The sequence below is a fragment of the Paenibacillus allorhizoplanae genome (assembly GCF_927798215.1).
In the GTDB taxonomy this organism is placed as follows: domain Bacteria; phylum Bacillota; class Bacilli; order Paenibacillales; family NBRC-103111; genus Paenibacillus_E; species Paenibacillus_E allorhizoplanae.
Genome location: NZ_CAKMMW010000004.1, coordinates 175,963 through 196,099 on the forward strand (window position 1 = coordinate 175,963; position 20,137 = coordinate 196,099).

Below are 20,137 nucleotides of genomic sequence, written 5' to 3' on the forward strand. Positions count from 1 at the left end.
ATCATCAAAGCTTACCGCCGCTTTGTAGCCAACTAAACCAATGCCACCCGAGCTTAGGCTCGTATCTGTTGCTGTAAGCTGTAAGGTTCCATTCACATACATACGAATTGTCGATCCAGCTAGTTCTAGCTTGACAGTATACCAAGTTCCTACTACAAGTGGATAATCTAATGTTGCCAACGTTGTTGTGGAACCGCTTACTTTTTTGCGAATTTCAAGCTTTCCTCCGTTGCTGTTATACAAGGATGCCGCATAGAAGTTATTTCCATCTTGATAGCGACCCGCTACATACGCTCGATTGGATCCATTCCAATTATCAATTTTGACTTTGGATTCAACCGCATAATCCGTCCAGGATGCAGTACCGGCTGAGGCTCGACCTTCACTTGAGCTTGTTTGACGATACACATATGAGCCATTATCTTGAACGACCGTCCAGGTGCCATTCTGCGTGGTCCAGCCGCTTGCATTCCCATCATCAAAATTATCGCTGAGTAGATTTGCTGCGAAGACAGAAGGAATGACCAACACGCCAGCAATCAGAGAGGATGTTATTAGTGCCGTAAGGGTATGTGCAGGTTTAAGCTTTTTCATTATTGAATTTCCTCCTTCAAGTAATTTCTTGCTCAATGAACACGTTAACATTTACTTCATACTGCCACGTTAAAGTGATGCTAAGCCGCTAACCAGACACCCCCTCATCCCTATTTCTCCCGGCTTCAAAGAGGAACTAGCCTGTATCCAAGTCACTATCCGACTATATCCAGTGATTACCAGGTGCGGCAATAATCATTTTTACATAAATTAACTTTTCATTCTAAAAATAGGTCTCTTTAACCAGGAATAATCTCTAACTCATATGATAATCATTTGGTTAGTTTTGAGGTTAGTGAAGTGCTCTAAAAGTGCGTTCTCGTTAGGTTTTATATAGCCCTTCGTCACCGCGAGTACAAAGGTTTTCATACCTAATGCAGATTCTTTCAACTCCTAACGGACATGGAAATCGCTATTTGGATTGGAAAGAGTCTTTCCCGAATCTAACGGACACGACTGCCGTTATTTGCACCTGAAAGCAAGAAATAAGCAGAATTCTAGTGAATAGCGGCATTAGTGTCCGTTAGAAATTGAAAACCACTGATTTCGAGCAAATAAGGTCTGTTGTGTCCGTTAGCCAACTTCAATTCCTCTAAACGCTCATCCAATTGCACAAATCGATTCCCCGCTAAGAACTTCAACAAACAAACAAACAAACATACAAACAAACAAACAAAAACCGTTCCACTGCATCGCTCCAATAAGCGCTATGCAATGAAACGGCTCGTGTGCTACACTCCGTCGATCTCTATTCATAAAGTGAACATTCATCCAGCTCCAAGTTCGAATATACTGCTGTTTTCCTTTTTCCAAAAAAGTTATACTTAATCCAATGAATCCCCTTAAAGGAGTGATCCATCCTTGCAGTATGAGCGCCTGCCCCTATCTTCCGGTTACACGATTCAAGAGAAATTCGCCCAATTCACTGACCATCATTTCAAACCATCCAAATAATCCTCAACCAGCATAGCGAACAACACGTGATCCTCACGTACGCCGTTAATTTCCAACAGCTTGCGAGCCAGTCCTTCTTGCTGAAATCCCGCCTTTTCCAAAACACGCATCGAGCCCAGATTACGCGGCATAACACCTGCTTCTACACGCAGTAAGCCTACTTCTTCAAACGCGAATTTCAAGATAAGCTGAATCGCTTCTGTCATGTACCCTTTTCCATTATGCGCCTGATCCATGCTGTAACCGAGAATGCATTTCTGATGCGGCCCACGTTGCACCTCAAAAAGTGAAATATCACCAATGAGTTGATCCGTTTCCCTTTGAAAAATGCCGAACGCGTATCGTTTATCTTCTTCCTTTTGTTTAATACCGTTTTCGATACTTTTCGCTTGTACTTCTCTTGTATAAAAAGATTCATTACGCTTAGGACATACGCCCTCGAATAATTCACGGTTACGCAGCATGAGGTCCAGCATATCATCTGTGTCGTCTACACCCAGAAACCGGATATAGACTCTTCCATTATTGTCATTCATGAATACCATCATCCTATATCAAGAAGTCCTGTTATTATACGTCGGAATAAAGAATGGTTCAAACTAAGCTTTTCCAAACCTTGCAAAAATCTCAGGTACTTGGTCTGCCTCGACTGGTCGACCAAACAAGTACCCTTGTACCGTATCGCAATGAAAGTCTTGCAGCAAGCGTAAATCTTCCTCATTCTCTACCCCTTCCGCAATCACATTAATCTTCAGATTGCGAGCTAAGGTGATGATGGTGTTGACGATAGCTGCATGTGTCGGGTTTACTGATATATCCTTCACGAAAGACTGGTCTATTTTCAGATGATGTATCGGAAATTCTTTCAAGTAACTCAATGAGCTGTAGCCTGTCCCAAAGTCATCCATGGCGATCTGCAAACCCATATTCTTAAAGCTATTTAATGTCGCTAGAGCGACTTGAACATCCATCGTCATACTTTCTGTAATCTCCAACTCCAAGTACTGAGGCTCGAGCCCCGTATCTTGTAGGATATTGGAAATTTGCTCACAAAGCGATCTATCGTAGAACTGTTTTGATGATAAATTCACAGCCATGGACACCTTGGGTAATCCTAGCCTCTGCCAGTGCTTATTCTGAGCACAAGCCTCCTCGATCACCCATTTGCCAATGGGATAAATAAGACCTGTATCTTCCGCAATCGGAATAAATTCTAAAGGTGAAACCCGCCCAAGCTGTGGGCTATCCCAACGAATTAAACTTTCAAAGCCGACGATTTTATTTTCTATCACGTTGACCTGCGGTTGGTACATCAGGATAAACTCGTTCTTCTCCAGCGCTTTACGCAGATGCTTTTCTAGCGTCATTCGCCTCTCGATTTTGGCATAGATGTGCGGGCTGAAATACTGAACTTGATTTCCGCCGAGTTCCTTCGCGTAATCCATTGCAATATCGGCGAAACGAACGAGCGTTTCAGGATCTTGGTCATCTTCAGGAAACTGACTAATCCCAATGGAAGGCGAAATGTAAATCTCATGTTCCCGAATCCGAATCGGCTGATTGATACTTTGAACAATGTTCTGCGTATAGACATCCAACTCATCCCTCGATTTATGCTTCACGAGCCCGATAAATTCGTCACTGCCAACTCGAAATACATGCAGATTTTGAGTCAGATAGCTATTCTTCAACCTCCGCGCGATGACCTGAAGAATGCGATCACCAACATCATGCCCTAACGATTCATTGGCCAACTTGAACTGGTCTAGATTCACGAATACAACGGCGAAGCGCTCCTTCTGTACGATGGCATCTTCAATCCATTTCGTTAGTACCTGTCGATTGGGAAGGCCTGTTAAGGGATCATGATGGACCAAATACCGAATTCTCTCCTCCATACTCCGCGACTCCGTGATATCGACAGTTAATGAGATGATCTCGCGAATGAGTCCATTCGTTTTGATCGGTCGGAGCACCGTTAAGAAATAATAGCCATGCCATTCCGTTTCGAAATCAACAACCTCTCCCATCGACCAGGCCCATTCATAGTATTGCAGCATGTGATCTGCCATGTATTTGGGAAATATAGTGTGGATATCCTTACCAATCGCTTGTGCCTCTTTGATCCCCAGTCGATCGAACAAGGAACCTTGCCATGTGGTGTAGATAAATTCATCCTGTTCTTTTCGAAATTTTTTCAAAAGTCCGTTTTGCTGCCTAATCTTCTGATGAAGCTCATCTTGAAATTGAAGCAGATCCTCTTCCATTTTAAGTAGAAAGGTGAGCATTTCGATATGACTTTTGACGGATTGCTCTTTCCCTAGCATGTTGGTCTCATTACGTAGGAATAACTTTTTTCTCATGGCGGTTTTACACCTTAACAGAAATTCCTCTTCCGTCAGGGCATTACGTGTTTTCTGAAAAAGTGTTTCCTTCTGAAAAAAGTCCATCGCTCCGTACTCTAGAGCTTTCATCGCTGCGTTCGAACCTTCTTCCGTGTAGCTGCTCAGCATAATAACCGGTACCGGATGAAACGTCATAATTTGATTCAAAGCCGTTAAGCCATCCATTTCCGGCATCTCGATGTCGAGTGTGACCAAATCTGGCTGTAGCTCTACGATTTTGTCCAATGCATTAGCACCATTAACCGCAAATCCTACTACCGTAAATTGTGGATCTTGATCAAAGAGTTTGGCAATCATATTACGCATTACGATGGAGTCGTCGACAATTAAGACACGGAATGTTCTCATACTTGTCACCTGATTCTTAAGTATTCATCTTCAACTGCGAGAGGAGCTGCTCTCGATCGAATACTTGGATAAGCCGATCATCTTTCTTATAAATACTCCGAATCGTAGAAAGTGAGGCTCTGCTTTGAACAATTTCTTCATTGGTATCGTGCTCAAACACAGTTACAATTTCAGTTACGGAATCCACAGCAATACCAATGGATTGTTCTTCATCCCGCACGATGAGAACACGAGATTTCGCGGAACGAGTTTGTGTTGACAATCCCATACTGCTACGCAAGTCATAAACCATCAGCAATGCTTCTCTAATATTCATGACGCCCAGCACATTTGGGGCAGCCCCAGCAATCTTCGTCAAAGATGGCATCGCCAAAATTTCTTGCACATGTTCAAGATGGAAGCCGTACCATTCCGCATCGAAATGAACGGTGACCAGCTCTCGCTTCGTATTGTGTTTGCCTTTATTGGCTCGATCCTTCATCCCGAAACGAACATGTCCAGAAGATGATTTCTGCATCATCGCGTTCACATCTAGAATGAGGGCAACCAGTCCATCTCCAAGGATAGTCGTTCCAGCAATATATGGAACATGGCCAACGATATCATCTAACGATTTAATGACGATTTCTTGGTTAGCAATTAATTGGTCCACGACAAGACAAATCCGTTTCTCTGCCATCCCAATCATAAGTATCGACTTCTTGGTCTTAGATGCTTCCTCGTTCAAGCTGTTCCCTGGTGAAAGCAAGGTGTTCAACCGCAGTAAAGGCAGGATTTCACCTCGCACATGACAAATTTCTTGACCATGAAGCAATTGAATTTCCTGTTCATTGTATCTGAAAATTTCAATAATGTTCGATAGAGGTACGGCGATCGTCCGCTGACCTTGACGGACAAGAAGCGAGCGAATAATGGCCAAAGTTAAAGGCAATTTCAAGGTAATCGTGGTTCCATTGCCAATTGCCGTCTCGATGTCAATCAGCCCATTCAACTTCTCAATATGCGAACGGACAATATCCATCCCAACACCTCTGCCTGACAACTCCGTTACTTGCTCTGCCGTAGACATACCCGAGTGGAAGATGAGTTTAATGATTTCCTTCTCCGTCATAAGCTGAGATTCTTCTTCCGATATAAACCCCTTATCCACTGCTTTCTTGCGAATACGTTCTGGATCAATGCCACGACCATCATCTGTGACCGTGATTACGATCGAATTCTCTTCATGTGCAGCTTTCATCCGGATATGCCCTTTCCTTGGCTTTCCTGCTGCTTCCCGCTGGTCAGGTGTTTCCAACCCGTGATCTGCCGCATTGCGGAGGATATGTATTAGCGGATCGCTAATTTCTTCAATCAACGTGCGATCCAGCTCCGTTTCTTTCCCTTCAATCGTCAAGGCAATCTCTTTATTGGCTGTTTGAGACAAATCCCTGATTAAGCGAGGAAATCTGCTAAAAAGCTGCTCAATAGGGATCATCCGCGTCTTCATCATGCCATCACGCATATTACTAACGATTTTGCCTAAATGGTGGGTAATATCCTCGAGTAAATGAATATCAGAATCTTGTTTATATTTGTCTTGCAACCGCTTCTTAACTTCAACAAGTCGTGTATTATCAATCAGCAATTCGCCAACTAAATTAATTAAGTGCTCTAAACGCTGAACATCCACTCGAACGGTATGGGAAACGGCAGCGGCTTCTTTTACAACGGTTGGTGCTGGTTTAGCTGTTTTATGCTCAACATCCGGTGTTGAAGTCGATGACCGCGTAGATTCGCGTACTTGATCCTCGGGTTGACTATGAAACGGTCCAACAATGACTTCGGACAATTGCGAAATGCGATTGATTCTCTCTTGGATCTCCTTGCAACCTTGGTTCGTTGAGATAAGAAAATGGATGGGAGCCTCGAGGTCTTCATCTGTACTCGACGCATTGAAGTTCGGCTGTGTCGATAAGACATCGCCCATTTCTTGAAGCTCACGAAGCACGAGTACGGCACGGACTGCCTTCATCACAGAGCCTGGTTCAATTAAAATGCGAATAGATAGGAGTTCAGGCTCCGCTGTGACGGATTGTACAGGCTCAGATACAGCCATGAGTGCTGGTTCCAAAAGAACAACACGATCACCGTGTGACAGCTGTTCAAGAACTGCAATGAGATGCTCTACCGCTTGCTCTTCATAATTCCCTTTCAAGAAGAGCTCTCTTTGCTGCTTCATGTAATCAATACTTTGGAACAACACATTCATCAGTTCTGTATTCACCTGAATCCGATTATTGCGAAGATGATCAAAAATATTTTCCAGTTTATGCATCATCTCTTTCAGCTTGTCAAACCCCATCGCAGCGGCTGAGCCTTTGAGCGTATGAGCGATACGAAATATGGTTTGAATCGTTTCCGGTTTACTGCCATTCTCCTCAAGCTCCAATAGACTTTTATCCAAGAGAAGTAGCTGTTCACTCAATTCATCCAGAAACACACCCATATAGACTTCCATTTGAAAATCACTCATTGCCCCTTACCTCCTGGAGAAACAGCTCGCCAATATCCAATATCCCAACAAAACTGCCATCAATTTCACCGATAGCTTGTAAATAAATGCTTCCTTGTTGACCAAATTCCTCTGAAACAGGCTTGACTTCCGTAAATCCGATTACTCTGCTCACACAGTCCACCACAAGCCCCAGTGTTTTACCAGCTAGATGAACAATCATAATGCGTGTATGTTTCGTATCCATGACTGGTCTAATGCGCAGCATGGAGCTCAAACAATAGATGGGGATAATAATGCCGCGTAAATTGATGACCCCACGCAAATTTTTCTTATTTCCTGGCAAAACGGTAATCTCATGCATCTTAATGATTTCTTGAATATACGCGATAGAGAAGGCATAATACTCCTGCCCAATCTGACCTTCAACATATAAAGGAGTGACCGTCGTTGTCATGTGCAACCCTGTCCTCTCACACTTTGAAATTGGAAACGGATTGATTCAAATCATCTGCTAAGGAAGCTAACGATTGCGAAGAGCTTGCCGTTTCCTCGGCAGCAGCCGCAGATTCCTGGCTTACGGAGGCAATGTTTTGAATAAAGCTGAGCACTTCTTCTGATTGAGCAGATTGCTGCTCGCTAGCGGCAGCGATTTCTGTCACTTGTTGTGCCGTATTCGCGACCATCCGAACGATATTATCAAACTGGATTCCTGTGCGTTCCGACAGATCGGCTGCTTCTGAAACAGCTTTGACACTCAAATCCGTATTCGTTTGCATGCCTTTAATAATAATGGCAATTTGCTTCGTCGCTTCACCGCTGCGTTCAGCTAGTTTTCTAACCTCTTCCGCAACCACCGCGAAGCCTCTGCCCTGTTCCCCTGCTCTTGCTGCTTCGATTGCAGCGTTAAGTGCTAATAAATTCGTTTGATCAGCAATATCATCAATGACCTCAATAATTTGGCCAATCTTTTGTGCATCTTGCTCGAGTAAAGACATCTGCTTCGATACATTCCCCATTGAAGTAATAGAAGCTTGTACAGCGATTCCACCCTCTTTGGCACCGTTTCTAGTTTGTTCTGACAGCTCCGCAACCACCTCTGCATTTTGAGCAACAGAGTCAATGGCAAGTGAAAGTTCTTTAAACAAGCTATTTACGGTTTGCGTTGATTCCGCTTGATGCATGCTTCCTTTGGCGATTTGCTCCGTTGTCGCAGAAATTTCTTCTGCTGCAGCTGCAACATTTTGAGAGGAAGATACCGTTTTACTGATGAGCACTCGGAGATTTTCTAGCATATCATTAAACGCCTCGGCCAATGCGCCAAGCTCGTCCTTCGTTTTCGAAGTTGCTTTCTCTCTCAAGTCGCCTTCAGATGCTTTCGTGACGACGGATAGAAGGGATTGAACAGTTTTCGAGATACTGCCTGACATATATAAAGCCACACTAATCCCGATCAAGATTGCGAATGCACCCAGTATGATAATGGTCAATGTGCCTGATTGATTCTCGGATACAGCTGTATCCACTTCATCTTTGGCGCCTACCTCATTATAGTGGATCCACTTTTCGAATAAATCCGTTGTTTGTGTACGAGCTGGTCTTACTTGCGTGATCGCATCATAAGCCAACTTATCTTCATTCTTGCTTGCTAGCCCAATAATCGTATCCGCTTGGTTCATATATGTTGTCATAGATGCCAAAATAGCATCATATATGTTCTTCTCTTCCCCTGAGTTTACGAGTTCCGCATATACTTTCATTTCTTTCAAAGCATTTTCTTTGTTTTGTTGAATAGTAGCCTGAGCAGTTGCAATTTTATCGGGATCCGTTTCAAGAATGATTTGATGAAATGCCACTCGAACTTCAAAGAAATCAGTTTTGATTTGATCAATTTTGAGAATACTAGGCAACCAATTTCCCTGAACATTTACTGCTGATTTTTGAATGGAGTTCATACTCATAATAGCCACTAGCCCTACTGTAAATGTGAGTACGAGTACAAGGATAAATCCTGCTAATAATTTCATTCTAATTGTTGCCTTCATCATTAAATCCCCCTAATTGTTGGTTACACTTCTTTTAATTGAATGGCTGAGAACACAAGATCAATGATTTCCCCACGTGCTTGATTTAAAAAACCTAATGATGTTTGTTGTAAATTTTCAATCGAGATACAAGATGTTAAGAGAATCTTATCCGAGAAATAATACATGGAAAGCTCGTAGGAAGAAGATACACTCTTAACAACTTCACTTATATTCGTGTTCTTGTATTTCTCAGGAAGTTCAATCGCATACATTAAGCACACTGGTTCATTTTGCATTTGTGACATCTGAAAAAACTCTCTATACATATTCGTCGTAAACGCATTCCATCGAAATCCAAATTGATAAAATGGCTCCTCCTCCCAATTCGGCTCGAATTGTGATTTTAATTCGAGAAATTGCTCGCGGTAGTAGTGGATTAGATTCATAGTTGTAGGCACCTCGCAATTCCATAACAAAGTTTGTTATATCTCAGTATCCTTATTTTACCGATGAATTGTTGTGAAACTTCTATTTCGGATTTTAGCTAAACATGTTTTTTACTAATAATTAGCTAATGATTATTTGAAATTGGGTAAAAAGAATGAGAAAAGTCCTAATTTGTAAGGAATTTGTCATAATTAATAGTCTTTAGACCTATAAATTCCTTACAATTGTAAGACTTTAAACCCAACCCAATTGCATATCCACCTATAAAATGGTACAAAAAAAGCCCCTCCTTTTGCTTGATTCAGCGAAGGATGAGCGTTCTTCTTTATGTATTATATTGCTCTACGTATGGCGTCCAGAACCCGATCACCTTGAAATGGCTTGACGATGAAATCCTTGGCTCCAGCCTGAATCGCTTGTACGACCATGCCTTGCTGCCCCATGGCTGAGCACATCACAATTTTCGCATTCGCATCTTTTTTCCTAATTTCCTTAACGGCTTCTACGCCTTCCATCTCAGGCATCGTGATATCCATCGTTACTATATCCGGTTTAAGCTCCTGATACTTCTGGATAGCTACAAGTCCATTTTCCGCTTCACCAACAACATCATGTCCGCCTTTCGTCAAAATATCCTTCAGCATCATACGCATGAAAGCTGCATCATCTACGATTAAAATTTTTGCCATGATCTCTCACTCCTCTTATCAATACTCTTTCAATAGAACTACACGGATATCTCCAACCGTCTGAATGGATATGGGCAACATCAGCTTGTTGGCCTGATTGTCAAAATGATAATTTTCCTCCAATAAAGACGGCGGCGTAATATCCAGTGCAACACCTTGTTCACCAAGGATCGTGGTGGTTCTGCCTGCAATAATGTTGGCAATTTCACTCACACAGCTATCCAGCATTTCACCTTCCATGTACATCCCAAAAATCGCTTCACTCATTCGACTAAATACGACACGCTGCCCGTCTAAAATCATACAATACTCACTATTCGTGAAATTGATGGAGACGCCAATCTCATCCTTACGGATCGGTTCATTACTTATACTAACTTCGGTTTGATCTAACGATTGTGGTAGCATGTTGCCAATTGATACTCGGACACTATCCAATAATAAATTTTGCAAGTTCTGAGTCATGCTTCTCTCCCCTATCCAGTTGGTTGTAACCGGTTATAACTTCGTTCAATACACACACTTTAGCCTATAATTGTTAGGGAACTACACTCCTAATTGTTAAAGATGTATGTGAAAATGGAAAAAAAACGGAGCTCGCTTATCGCGGTGCTCCGTTTATACGGTTAAGACGCTAAGATAAATGATTTAATAATTGCTTTAATGCTGCGGCATCTGTTCTAAATTGTTCAAATGTGTTACCCATAACAAACTCCATTAGCATGTAGCGATCTTCATGGCTATCAATCTGTGCCAAGTACTGAGACCACTCGTGAATCCCCTCAGCAAACGGTCTGCGAATATCTCCTTCCCAATAGTAAGTGTGAAGGTTTAACAACTTCTTGCGCGCCGCTAACTCATGCAGCCCTTCACAACGTTCCTTAATGGAAAGCTCCGGTGTGGGCTGCCACAAGCAATATAGATTGGGATGATCTGCCTCATCCAACAGCTGCATAGACGAATGATTCGTGTCCGTTAAAGTCCCTCTATGCCACTCAAGCGCAAGTTTTATTCCTTCATCTGCAGCCATCTCAGCAATAAGTTTAGCTTCTTTAGCTATGCGAGCATAATAGTCAGGGGTTGCTGCCGAAGAGGGTACAGTTCCTGCCCATATGCGAATGAGCGGAGCATGCAACGCTTTCGCAGCAATCAGGCTCTCTCGAAAAACTTGCTCAGGTTGTTGGTTTGCTAGTAATCGAAAATAAGAACCATAAGCGGCTACCTGCATCCCCGAATCGATTGTTCTTGTGTACAGATTGTGTGCTTCAACCTCATCCCCAGGCCCAACATGCGCATTCTCCGACCATTCAATGGCTTTTAACCCACAATGGCTGCTTACTTCGAGTATTTCAATTGCTGATCTTTCACGAAATGTGACGGATACAATGCCAGGTAAAATCATAGTTGCTTCCTCTCACTTTAACATAGTCTTAACTTACATAATTCCCTAATCGATTTGATTTGTAAAGAAAAAAAAGACTCCAATCACCCGAGTAACAAGAGTGATTGCAGTCTTTTTTAAACATGTACCTAGAACAATGGTCTAGCGTTTGAAGCCTTGCAGTTGTTGTTCAGCGATTTGTACTAGTCTCTTCGTGATTGTACCACCGATTGAACCTGCGTCGCGTGTAAGGAGGTTTCCATTATAACCATTTGGTTGCAAGGCAATCCCTAATTCTTGCGCAACTTCATACTTCAATTGATTTAAAGCGGCTTTAGCCTGTGGAACTAGCAATGTGTTGTTGTTAGCCATTCCTAAATCACTCCTTCTTGTGGTGTAAACATAGGATGTGGAGTGTAAGGAAATCTTATACATTCAAATTATTATTTTTCGTGTTTTAAAGGAATGACGATGGAGAACGTTACGCCATTCTCTTGCGTTGTGAAATCAATACTTCCTTTATAGCGTTCAATTAACTGTTTGATGATATGAAGACCAAGGCCTTTATTGTTCTTTCCTTTTTTGGTCGAGAAGCCTGATTCAAATATTCTTGTATGTATGTCTGGGGTAACGGGATTACAAGAATTCTGCACCTGAATCGTGAGTTGGTTAGCTTGAACAATGCCTACCACATTGATTTTCCTTTCGTTAACAGGCAGCTCGATCGTCGCGTCAAACGCATTATCGATTAAATTGCTTAATATGCGGACTAAGTCCGTGGTCTTAATCGTCGTGAGTCGCAAATTTTCCATATTTTTGAAATCAACGTGCATGTCAATGTTATGCACTTCGGATTGTGCCAACTTTGCTTGGATAATTCCGCTTAATGCTGGAATATTAATTTCAACCGCTTTAATTTTGTTATCCATCATTTTCGCTTCTTGGATTAAAGGATCAATATAGTCTTGCAGACTTTCATATTTCTTCAATTTAATCATCCACGAGATGGTCGTAATATGGTTGATGATATCATGACGCTGTTCTTTGATCGACTGAACAATCGAATTAATATTGGCCAGATACACATCTTGAACTGTTTTCACAGCTCCTTCATTCTTCTTCCGCGTGACTGAATACAGAATGATAATAACAAGGCAAACTAGTAACGTGACAATGCTCATGAATATGAAAACTTCACGAAACTGCTGATGTAATGTTTTCTCGATCTGCGTGTAATCGGTTGCAACCATAACCACTTTGGGCAGGTCATCACGCTTATACTTCAGATTGGTTGTGACCATCGGTGTAAAGCTTTTCAGAATGTTCGTCCCATTCAAAATCACATTGTAAAAAACAGTACTGTTAGTAGTCAACGCTTCCTTGATTTTACTCTCTTCTAAGCCGTCTCTATACTTATAACTACCGTTTAATAAGAGTCGCTCTGAATACCAGCTAGCCCTATTATTTGGTGTTGGCGTTTTATCAAAAATCTTTTCTGGATTTAGGACACCAATCTCAATTAAGCTTCCTTTATTATTTTCAAGGAGCTCTTGAATACTTGCATCCACACCTACTTTTTGGCGATAGTGTTCAAGACTACTTGATACGTCCAAATAGGGATTAATAATATAATTCGTCGTTCCGTCGTAATATTCTCCCCACTTCCTGATATTTGCAGCATCCGTCGAAGCTGTATCAATGGGGCCACTCCAGAAATTTTCGAGAGTCAAGCCGGTACCTACGTCGACACTTTTGCGATCTGTTAACTGTAATTGCGCTGAATATACGATTCCCCACGTTTTCGAGCTTGCATTGATTTCTTTGGGATCCGAGGATCTTACCCCAATAAAATCATCATCTCGTCTCTCGAATAACGTTATCCCTTCAATATTCAATTCCTTCGCCAAGGTGACCAGTTGTTCGTTCGTAACTTGGTGGAAATCAGGATGCAAGGTCTTCTGAATAACAATCGAGGCGGTCCGTAGTTCATGACCCAGCATTTCATCATAAGTTGCCTCTACTTCACTTTGCTTACCAAGTTCGGCAGAAATCGTAGAAGTCACTAATTGTATTTTCTCTTTTTGATGATTATTTAGAAGCACCTTGGAATGTTGAAAATACGTTAGATTCATACTTAATATGGCGATTAAGAAAATTAATATTGTTTTTAATGGGAACTTGTCTAATGATGAAAACATGCTTACGACTCCCTCAACAGCATTTTGTATCCTTATTATAAAGCAATTTTGTCGAATTTTGCAGTTTTTTTTAAAAAAATTGTCCGTTGGTGTATTTTAAATAGCCGAGAACGATTTTTAGAATCTCAAGTGTTTCATTATACTGCCGCAAAAGAGCAGATTTCTCAAATTTTTCTTGGGCGATATCCTCTTCTATTAAAAGCAACAGCCACACAGAATACAACGCACTATATTTGTGATAATCCATAATGAAGTTGCCTTGTGTTGGAGATTGAAGGTTCTCGCGAACGGAGATATATCTAGCAAGAATTGCGAGACGTGAATTCTGCTCGATGACCAATCGCCTGTATTGCGGGCTCGTAATGTCCATCAACGTATACAGATCCCAGAATACGCTATTCGTATGAGCATACTCCCAATCGAAAATATAGACTTGATTATTCACTTCAGCGATGTTTAACGGATACAAATCTCCGTGCGAAATGACGATTTCATTTTCAAGTTGATCCTGGTGTAGGATATCCTCGTAAAAGTAAGTGCATTGGTCATCTAGAATTCCTAGACTCTTGAATAATTGCTTCGTTTGCATATCCTTAGCCAAAATAAAACTTTGAATTTCCTTCGTTTTCGGCGTGTGTCCCTCAAATTCTTCAGGTAGCACCTTTGTTGGCAAGACATGCCAATAAGGGATGAACTCAGACGTTTTTAACATCATATCCCAGCTGAAACTATGTTCCAATTCGCCCAAATCTTCGAATACCATCCATTCCTTTTCCGGCTCTAGCGCTTGAGAAAAGTAGAGGATCTTGGGGATGTTCACCTCAGGAATTCGGACGAATAAATTCGCTTGCAACCATACTTCTTTTCCCTTATTCGGATAGTTCGTAAGTGGTTTATAAATAAAGCTAGTCATGGCATCATCTACATTCACTTGAATCCGCTCAACCTTCTGACCATTACGACCCACGTAGATAACTTCTCTTTCATGCGGAATACCGTCACGAACTTTGCCAGATTCTAAGAAAATTTCCTCTTCCATAGCAGCCATTATTTTTCACCGTCCTAGTCCTACTCATAATTTAAACTTACCATATCACATAAGTGAATAGGCATGATATACACAAGAAAATATGATATATTTTGCATATAAAGTTAATACATAGTCCCGATGGAGGCTTACTTATCATGTTACATGTACTTGTTGACGAAAATGATCAAACAGCGTGGTATCCCAATTATCTCAGCGGTTTAAAAAAAGGACTTGTTTCCGCGGGAGTCCCTTATACCTTTTCCCCTACGCTGCCGGAGGACCCACAGACTCCTATTTTGATCACACGCTTCACTCTATTTGATATGATCAAAGAAGCAAGTCCAGTTCCTCAGCATCTGTATATTCAAGAACATGACGTCTGGAATCCTTTTACGAACGTGTTAGACTTAGAGTCATTATGGATTTTCCGTCATCCTTCTTTGAAAGCTATTTTCTATACAAATCCAAGCATGGTGCCTTGGGGCAAACGTTGCCTGCCTCCCGGTTCACAAGTCGAAGTAATCGCAGCGGGCTTTCCTTATGATCATGACTATGTGAATGCCACCTTAAATGGTATCACACCTTCTGATGAGCGGGAGAAACTAATTGTCTTCCCAGGCCGAATGAATGAATTTTATCAGCCTTATCTCTCCGTCCGCTTGGCATTTGAATTTATGGAGTTAGGATATCGCGTCGTAATCGCCTCGCCTGTTACACCTTTGTCCCATTATCCTGTTGCCATGTGGAGAGAACTAGGCATTGAAGTGGGAAGGCTTCCGCATGCTGAGTATTATCAGCTACTATCCAAAGCAACAGCAGCGGTATCTGTCACGATTGGCGGTAGTCTCACCTTGGCGCTCTACGAAGCTCAGTTGCTAGGTGCTACGCCAATTGCTCCCAAGGGACGAGATGATCTGCCTCCGTTCACCGAGATGTACAGCCCTAGATATGATCTGCTGCATCCAAGAGAAGCTATTGACATGGTAGAAAATAAAGTCTCTGTTACCATAGATACGCGCTGGTTCAGTATTGATGCCTATGTCCGAACAATACTGGATACGGTTTCCAAACATTAGTTTATGACACCGGTCATAAAAAAGAAGCTAAGCAGGCACAACCCGCTTAGCTTCTTTTCATTCCAATTGCCAGATCTAGGGAAGAACATTTCCTGCCGCACGATAGATCTCATACCACTCTTGACGCGTCAACTGAATATCGCCAGCTTTCGCGCAATCGATTAATCGATTGATATTCATTGTCCCAGTAACTGGCTGCATCCGTGCTGGATGACGAAGAATCCACGCAATCGCAATCGTCGTATTGGATACCTCATATTTCGCCGCGATTTCATCAATCTTCAAGTTCAACTCTGGGAACTTCTCGTTATCAAGAAATACACCTTCAAAGAATCCGTATTGGAAAGGTGACCAAGGCTGAATCGTGATATCATTCAATCGGCAGAAATCAAGAATACCGCCATCACGGTCCACTGCGGAATCATTCAGCATATTCACATTGATACCATTTGAAATCATCGTTGCATTCGTAATGCTTAATTGCAATTGATTCGCCACAAGCGGCTGCTTGACCGATTTCTTCAGCAATTGAATTTGCAGAGGCGTCTGGTTGGAAACACCGAAATGTCTGACTTTCCCTGAGCTTTCCAGGCGATCAAACGCTTCAGCGACTTCTTCAGGCTCCACTAAAGCATCTGGACGATGCAGAAGCAGAATATCTAAGTATTCCGTTTTGAGTCTTTTCAATATATTGTCAACGGATTCCATAATATGTTCTTTGGAAAAGTCGAACATTCCTTTTCGAATCCCACATTTGGATTGTAGAATGATCTTTTCACGTACATTAGCGTTCATATGGATCGCATCCGCGAAAATTTCCTCACAAGTACCCCCACCGTATATATCCGCATGGTCGAAGAAATTAGCACCGATATCCATCGCCCCTTGGACGAAGCGTTCTGCTTCAAGCTTGTCCAGCGAGTTAATTCTCATACAGCCTACTGCAATAACCGGAACTTCTAAGGGACTGGTTCCAAGTTTCATTGTTTTTATCATAAAATAATTCCTCCTTCAAAACTGCATCACTTATTACTTGCTCCTAAGTTACCTCTCCTATTGTCACACATTGTTAACTCATATTCAAGAATGTATGAAATGGTTGATTCGCTCGTTCAGCATAATAGAATAACCCCTTCGCGCTCATAATTGACTGCTAATTTTATTGCCCTGCATGCAGCGATGCCGGCATCTCAATTCGGATTAACGTTCCTACTTCCGGTAAGCTGAAAATCGATAGTCCATACTCTTGTCCAAAATACAAAACAATCCGCTCATGAACGTTCATGATCCCAATTCCGGTAAAGCGATGCTTACTTGGTGCTTTATGTCTTTCTGTAAATAAATTGCTAAGCTGCTCCGAATCCATGCCGAGACCTGTATCCCTTATGGTAATAATGAGTTTATGCTTGACGCACTTTGTTCGGATACGAATTGTTCCTGTCCGTTTGAGCGGAACCAAACCATGGAAAATGGCATTCTCCACAAGTGGTTGCAGCGTCAGCTTCAGCATCGTTGTATGGAGTGTTTCCGGCTCCGCATCTATTGTCATCGTAAATTTATCACCGTAACGCACCTTTTGAATGTACGCATACATGCGCAATCCTTCGAGTTCATCCGCTAAGGTGACAAACTCCGTACTTTTATCAAAGCTAAATGACAGCAATCCTACTAGCGCCTTAATGGTTTCCCGGACTTCATCGATTTTGTGCTGCTTAGCCAAACTACTTATACAGGCAAGCGTGTTATATAGAAAGTGCGGGGCAATTTGACTTTGCAGCATTTTTAACTCAAATTGTTTTTTCCGCCGTTCCGATTCCCGTGTCTCCTGCAGCAGATGATGAATCCGCTCCATCATCGCGTTATAACTGAGAACCAGACGCCCAATCTCATCCTTGCCACTCCCCGAAATGCTGTGAAGCACATCCATATCCCGTACACGATCCATCTTGGCAACCAATGTACGAACCGGATGGGTAACATAACGGCTTATCATATAGGTACTGGACAGTACGATGAAAATCCAAAAAACACCGGCTGTTGTAAAGTTCGTATGAAGACTGCGAATATGTTGATAAAAGAAACTATCTTTATAGAAGGCAATGAAATACCAGCCCAGCTTATTCATGCCTGATTTCACGGCTACCATGTTCCCTTGTGGACCCTCTATATCAGACACACCTAGTGAAAGCTCCGACATCTCATCTATAAATACAGTATCTAATTCAGGCGGAAAAACTGAAATGTAGTAAGGCAGCATGCGATAAGAACTCGGCAGTGTACCCTCAAATGCTTGTACGACATTTCGTTTATTCGTTATGATGGAGAATGTTTGATTTTTGGTATTCATGAACTGAGACAACAAATTGGTTAATTGGACGAGGTCGATTTCAACAACCGCCATCCCAATAAATGAACTCGTTGATGCGGATCTTAGAGGCATCGTGAACGCCACTGTTTTGCCTGACATCGGAGATTGGTATGGCTCTGTAATAAACATCCCCTGTGTTTGCTTGGCTTGCTCAAGCAGCTTCTGGATGTGTGGGTTGCCAATAATCTCAAAAGTCGTTTGTGAACTGGACATCACCTTGCCATCTTCACGAACTAAATATATGGATCGATACAGGGTGCTGTTCATACTTGCATATTTGCGAAGGATCTCTGTCGCTTCATGTTCCTTAACTTCGGTTAGTAAATCTTCCCGTGTGGAAATCAGCATGAGGATATTCTGCACATTGTCCAAGTACGCATTCATATAGAGATTCGTTCGGTCAATAATGATTTGCGCGTCAGAAACCACCTGCTTCCGAAACAAATCCTCCGCTTCCCGTAAATTAATCCAGGTAAGCCCCCCCAGTAGCAGCAGCGTCCCCACTGACAGAAAAAGAAAGTGTTTCGCAAGCATACTCTGGCCACCAAACCACGACATCAGCTTGTTCATTTGAAATCAGCCCTCTTATATTCGTTTGGCGCGACGCCTGTCCAATTGCGAAACAGCTGGGAGAAATAACGGTAGCTAGGAATTCCTACTCGCTCTGCCACTTCATACACTTTCAACTGTGTTGTCTGAAGAAGTTCCATCGCTTTCTCTATGCGCATCCTGGTGACATAATCATTGAACGATTCTCCGGTTTCTTCACGAAACAGTCGGCTAAAATAGGACGAGCTCAGACCCACTTCCTCGGAAATAGATGTCAGCGTAATCGCCTCCGTAAGTCGCGTGAGGATGATTTTCTGAGCAAGCTGCACGTCATTTCTGATCTTTCGGATCCCACTTGCCTCTGATTCTTGCTCCCTTACTAATACATGCAACAATTGAACAAACGTCGGAGCTCCCTGAAGTTGAACGGTAAATGCCTCATATTCACTTGGCCTAAGCAAAGAATGAACGGTAATCACTCTCTCGCGGATTCGTAGGATAAACGCTATCAGCTTCTCTGGTTCGAATCGGCTTGCCATCGCCCATGGCGCTAGAGTTTCATGGAAAAATGTCAGTATTTTCTCCTTATCTTTCGCCACGTCTATCCACTTGCTGATGATTTGATCTGCATCTGGTGAATCCTCTGGCCCTGCAAGTCCCGATGCTGCCTTGTCCGCAGTTAATGAAGTTAGTGAGCTGTCATAAAATTTCATCACTTCGGTGATCACACTTGCGCGCAAAGAAGAAATTAAATCCTCAGGCTCTCTAACGCATCCACCTGTCACCGCCAATAGTCGAATCCCACCGTAGGGATCCGTTAACCGCTTCTCCAAGGCCTGGTAAACCCCTCGCATAACTTGCTCCGCTTGTGTACAGGCTTCCAGAGCGGAATGAAGATTGCAGAACACGAACACAATATCTTGATCCCCAATCGGGGACCAGTAGAAATTAGAAGATTCTTTTTCCAATCGCTCTAACTGTATCTTAAGCTCATGCAGCAGATGGAACCGATCCCCCTCTCTCACTTCGACATGAAGTCTTACAGGATAATAGGGAGTTGCACGACACCAAGCCTCCCATAGCTGCGATAACCCTTTAGCCTGATCAGCTTCCCCCATCTCAATCGTGTTCAAAAGCTGAGAGATATCCCGACGCTTCCGTTCGCGCTCGTAGCTTCGAAGATCACTTTCTCGTCTTATGGCTGCTCTAGCCTTGTCCACCGCTGCCTTCATTTCTTCTTCTTCGAAGGTAAGCTTAAGCACATATTCCAAAGCGCCCAGCTTTAGTGCTTGTTGTGCGTACTGGAAGTCACTATGTGACGTTAGCAACACGAACTGAATGCATGGGAATCTTTGCTTGGCCTGCCGCAATAGGTCCATCCCGTCCATAATTGGCATAATGATATCCGTGATGACGAGATCCGGCTTCAGCTCCTCACAAAGCTGTAAAGCCTCTTCGCCATTCTCTGCTTCTCCCACCAATTCGGCTCCAAACAAATGCCAAGGCATGGATCTGAGCTCCTGCCTTAACGGCAGTTCATCATCTACGATCAAAACCTTAATCGGTATATTATGCAT

16 protein-coding genes and 1 pseudogene are annotated in these 20,137 nt (G+C 42.5%); 1 reads left to right on the forward strand and 16 read right to left on the reverse strand.

Going from position 1 to position 20,137, the window contains the following annotated elements:
• Positions 1–3: 3 nt before the first annotated feature.
• From L6I86_RS09545 to L6I86_RS09605, 13 genes and pseudogenes are all read right to left on the reverse strand, one after another.
• A pseudogene (locus tag L6I86_RS09545) lies at positions 4–645 on the reverse strand (3-keto-alpha-glucoside-1,2-lyase-like domain-containing protein); the annotation flags it as partial.
• An 881-nt stretch (positions 646–1,526) separates the two neighbouring features.
• Entirely contained in the window at positions 1,527–2,084 is a 558-nt protein-coding gene (locus L6I86_RS09550) for a GNAT family N-acetyltransferase (protein ID WP_236286608.1), read from the reverse strand.
• Positions 2,085–2,147: 63 nt separating this feature from the next.
• Positions 2,148–4,301, reverse strand: coding sequence for an EAL domain-containing protein (locus L6I86_RS09555; protein ID WP_236286610.1), 2,154 nt, complete (start codon positions 4,299–4,301; stop codon positions 2,148–2,150).
• 16 nt (positions 4,302–4,317) lie between these two features.
• Positions 4,318–6,816 (reverse strand): chemotaxis protein CheW, encoded by a 2,499-nt coding sequence (locus tag L6I86_RS09560; RefSeq protein ID WP_236286611.1) that lies wholly within the window; start codon positions 6,814–6,816, stop codon positions 4,318–4,320.
• Entirely contained in the window at positions 6,809–7,252 is a 444-nt protein-coding gene (locus L6I86_RS09565; protein WP_236286613.1) for a chemotaxis protein CheW, read from the reverse strand. The genes L6I86_RS09560 and L6I86_RS09565 overlap by 8 nt, the downstream gene beginning before the upstream one ends.
• 16 nt (positions 7,253–7,268) lie before the next feature.
• On the reverse strand, positions 7,269–8,840 hold the full coding sequence (locus tag L6I86_RS09570; RefSeq protein ID WP_236286616.1) for a methyl-accepting chemotaxis protein: 1,572 nt from the start codon (positions 8,838–8,840) through the stop codon (positions 7,269–7,271).
• A 23-nt stretch (positions 8,841–8,863) separates the two neighbouring features.
• Positions 8,864–9,268, reverse strand: a complete 405-nt coding sequence (locus L6I86_RS09575; protein ID WP_236286618.1) for a hypothetical protein — start codon at positions 9,266–9,268, stop codon at positions 8,864–8,866.
• A 333-nt stretch (positions 9,269–9,601) separates the two neighbouring features.
• Entirely contained in the window at positions 9,602–9,958 is a 357-nt protein-coding gene (locus tag L6I86_RS09580) for a response regulator (RefSeq protein ID WP_056615144.1), read from the reverse strand.
• 18 nt (positions 9,959–9,976) lie between these two features.
• Complete coding sequence (locus L6I86_RS09585) at positions 9,977–10,423, reverse strand: chemotaxis protein CheX (protein ID WP_056615152.1); 447 nt, start codon at positions 10,421–10,423, stop codon at positions 9,977–9,979.
• A gap of 169 nt (positions 10,424–10,592) precedes the next feature.
• On the reverse strand, positions 10,593–11,360 hold the full coding sequence (locus tag L6I86_RS09590) for a sugar phosphate isomerase/epimerase family protein (RefSeq protein ID WP_236286620.1): 768 nt from the start codon (positions 11,358–11,360) through the stop codon (positions 10,593–10,595).
• 141 nt (positions 11,361–11,501) lie between these two features.
• On the reverse strand, positions 11,502–11,711 hold the full coding sequence (locus L6I86_RS09595; protein ID WP_056615159.1) for an alpha/beta-type small acid-soluble spore protein: 210 nt from the start codon (positions 11,709–11,711) through the stop codon (positions 11,502–11,504).
• A 71-nt stretch (positions 11,712–11,782) separates the two neighbouring features.
• A complete protein-coding gene (locus L6I86_RS09600) occupies positions 11,783–13,537 on the reverse strand; it encodes a sensor histidine kinase (protein ID WP_236286622.1) in 1,755 nt (584 codons plus the stop codon).
• Positions 13,538–13,607: 70 nt separating this feature from the next.
• Positions 13,608–14,585, reverse strand: coding sequence for a protein kinase family protein (locus tag L6I86_RS09605; RefSeq protein WP_236286624.1), 978 nt, complete (start codon positions 14,583–14,585; stop codon positions 13,608–13,610).
• A gap of 137 nt (positions 14,586–14,722) precedes the next feature.
• On the opposite strand from L6I86_RS09605, the gene L6I86_RS09610 reads away from it, so the two are divergent.
• Positions 14,723–15,643 carry a hypothetical protein gene (locus L6I86_RS09610; protein WP_236286627.1) on the forward strand — a complete coding sequence of 307 codons (921 nt, stop codon included), beginning with the start codon at positions 14,723–14,725 and terminating at the stop codon, positions 15,641–15,643.
• A gap of 75 nt (positions 15,644–15,718) precedes the next feature.
• Here the strand turns inward: L6I86_RS09610 and L6I86_RS09615 are convergent, their stop codons facing one another.
• The 3 genes from L6I86_RS09615 to L6I86_RS09625 form a co-directional block, all read right to left on the reverse strand.
• The gene (locus L6I86_RS09615) at positions 15,719–16,636 is read right to left on the reverse strand and encodes an aldo/keto reductase (RefSeq protein ID WP_236286930.1); all 918 of its coding nucleotides are present in this window, start codon (positions 16,634–16,636) and stop codon (positions 15,719–15,721) included.
• A gap of 166 nt (positions 16,637–16,802) precedes the next feature.
• Positions 16,803–18,581 (reverse strand): sensor histidine kinase, encoded by a 1,779-nt coding sequence (locus L6I86_RS09620; protein ID WP_236286628.1) that lies wholly within the window; start codon positions 18,579–18,581, stop codon positions 16,803–16,805.
• On the reverse strand, positions 18,578–20,137 hold the full coding sequence (locus tag L6I86_RS09625; protein WP_236286631.1) for a response regulator: 1,560 nt from the start codon (positions 20,135–20,137) through the stop codon (positions 18,578–18,580). The genes L6I86_RS09620 and L6I86_RS09625 overlap by 4 nt, the downstream gene beginning before the upstream one ends.